Source organism: Tuberibacillus calidus DSM 17572 (assembly GCF_000430685.1).
In the GTDB taxonomy this organism is placed as follows: domain Bacteria; phylum Bacillota; class Bacilli; order Bacillales; family Sporolactobacillaceae; genus Tuberibacillus; species Tuberibacillus calidus.
This window is the reverse complement of sequence record NZ_AUMM01000085.1, coordinates 1-2,550: the sequence shown is the minus strand read 5'-3', so window position 1 is coordinate 2,550 and position 2,550 is coordinate 1. Positions and strand designations below refer to the sequence as shown.

Annotated in this window: 1 protein-coding gene; it reads left to right on the top strand. The window is 42.1% G+C overall.

What is annotated here, in order from left to right; translation table 11 throughout:
• Positions 1-314 precede the first annotated feature (314 nt).
• Positions 315-2,444 carry a methyl-accepting chemotaxis protein gene (locus tag H532_RS0113970; protein ID WP_027725974.1) on the top strand — a complete coding sequence of 710 codons (2,130 nt, stop codon included), beginning with the start codon at positions 315-317 and terminating at the stop codon, positions 2,442-2,444.
• Positions 2,445-2,550 lie beyond the last annotated feature (106 nt).

Sequence of the window (2,550 nt, the reverse complement as noted above, 5' to 3'; positions counted from 1 at the left end):
TCTATTTTTACATCGAAAAATGGGGGAAAATTTTTTTGACAGGTCTCGCAAAGTTTTGCGGGACAAGTTATTGCGGACAGCGCAATTAGCTCATGTATTATAAAGCAAAAAAACATGCTCCCTTGTTATAGCACCAGCTCTTACAATGAAAATGAATAGTGACCCGTCGCCTTTTTTCGCCATTTCATATTAAACTTTTGTCAATGACACCCGAAATATAATATAGAGACTTTTCCAGGGCGCCTTAATGAATAAATGGGTCCTCGGACTGCATGACACGACACAGAAATCCAACGTAAAGGGGGAGGATTCCATTGAATTGGACGATAAAGAAAAAAATCAGACTACTCCTTAGGTCCAGTTTAATCGGAATGATCATATTATGTTTATTTACAGGTGTGGCTTTCTTGGGACAGCACTACGCCTCCAAAAAATCCTTGGAAATCAATAATGCCGTTTCCACCGTAAAGGACATCGGGGTGCTAATGGAGCGAGCGAGAAAGTACGATGAATCCTTCATGATGTCACCTTCCGAAACGGGGGCAAACCTCGTCTTTACCACCATTTCAAAAGTAAAAGCAAAAAACAATGAGCTTAAAAAAGAAGGCTTGACCAAACAAGCCGCAACCATTGAAAAATCATTAAAAAGTTACGAAGAGGGCTTTAAAAATTTACAAATAGCCAAAAACCAAATCGGATACGATGAAGATAGCGGCCATAGAAAATCGATTAATTCATCCATCTCAGAAATAACCAAATTTATTGACACCACCCATAATCAAGCACTCTCCTTAGAAACAGCAAAGATGACTATTGCCCTATTGAACTATCAACGTAATCCGACTAAAGAAAATTACAATAAATTTCTTAAAGAAAAGGATTTATTGGATCACCAGGTCAATAATGAACTGTCAGATAAGGACAGTAACGTTTACGATAACGCCATGTTAGATCTCTGGATTTCCACTGAATCAATGCACGACGCCGATCAATTGACCATACAGATGCAAAAAGACTTTAATAAAGGTACCGAAAAGATTCAAAATGCCGTTAACGATGCGACCAGTGCGCTTGTTACACAGCAAAATCAAATAAATAAAAAGCTAGCGGTCTTGCAAACGATTCTTTTAATCACTATGGTCATCCTCGCAATGGCGGTCATCCTCGGCATCGGTTGGTTCGGCATGCGTTTAATCCGCTCCATCACGGAATCCATTCAAGCGCTTAAAGACGGTGCCAAATTATTGGGCAGCGGTCGCTTAAGCCATCGCGTTCATATTCAAACGAAGGACGAAATGGCTGAACTCGCCGAAAGTTTCAATAATATGGCCGAGAATATGGAAGAGACGGTCCAGAAGGTGACAGAAGCAGCGGAAACCTTATCCTCTTCCTCGCAAAACCTTGCCGCCGTATCTGAAGAAACAAGCGCACAAGCCTTTGAAGTCAATGAAGCCATCCAACAAGTTGCGGTCGGGGCGCAAAATCAAGCCGAGCATTTGGAAGAAAGCATGACGCTTCTTTCTCGCGTATCACAAGCGATCAATGAATCAACAGCCTATAGCGAAGACATCTATCGCCAATCGCAAAACGCACAAGAAATCAACCAAAAAGGGCTGAAAGTCGTACAAGTTTTGGAAGAAGGTTCTGCTCAATTCCTGCAAATTGCTAAACAATTAATTACGGAAATTCAAGCCGTTGCTAGTGAATCTGAAAAAATCACAAACATCCTGAAAATCATTCAAGATATATCCAGCAATACGGACTTGCTTGCTTTAAATGCCGCCATTGAATCGGCACGGGCCGGAGAAGCGGGCCGCGGCTTTGCGGTCGTCTCGCATGAGATTCGCAAACTTGCCGAACGGTCCAAAAAAGAAACGGCCAACATTCAACAAGTTATCGGTGGCATTATTAAGAAATTGAATGAGATGGTAAGCGCCGCCAACATGCTCAATGATTATACGAATCGCCAAGACGAAAACGTCACCGAGACGAAAAAAGCTTTCGGCAACATTGCGGATAATGTGACGGCCATTTCCGAAAAAATTACGAGCATCAAAAAAGCCATCGAAAATGTTAGCCAAGCTAATGTGGATCTTTCCACCAAACTAGAAGAAATCAGTGCGATCTCTGAAGAAACGGCAGCTAGCACCGAGCAAGTTACCGCCTCCAGTGAAAATCAAACAGCTGCCATTGAATCCGTCAATCACGCGGCGATGAAACTCCAAGAAATCGCCATTGTGCTTGAACAAGAAGTTTCAAAGTTTGAAATCGGTAGTGATGAAGTAGCGAAAGATATCGATGAGGAAATCACCCCAGCGGTTCAACCCATAGACGAAAGCGAACCGGAAATCGATGCTGAAGCAGAAGAGGAAACAGTTCTCTTAGAAGAAACGAAGATTTCCGAAAGCCTAAGCGAAGAACCTCAAACAACTGAAAAAGAATAATGCATAAAGGAAGAGGCTGGGACAAAACCCAGTAGGCTAAATTGAAAAGAGTGGTACCCACCAAAACATGTTGGTGAAGGTACCACTCTTTTTTATTGGTTTTCAG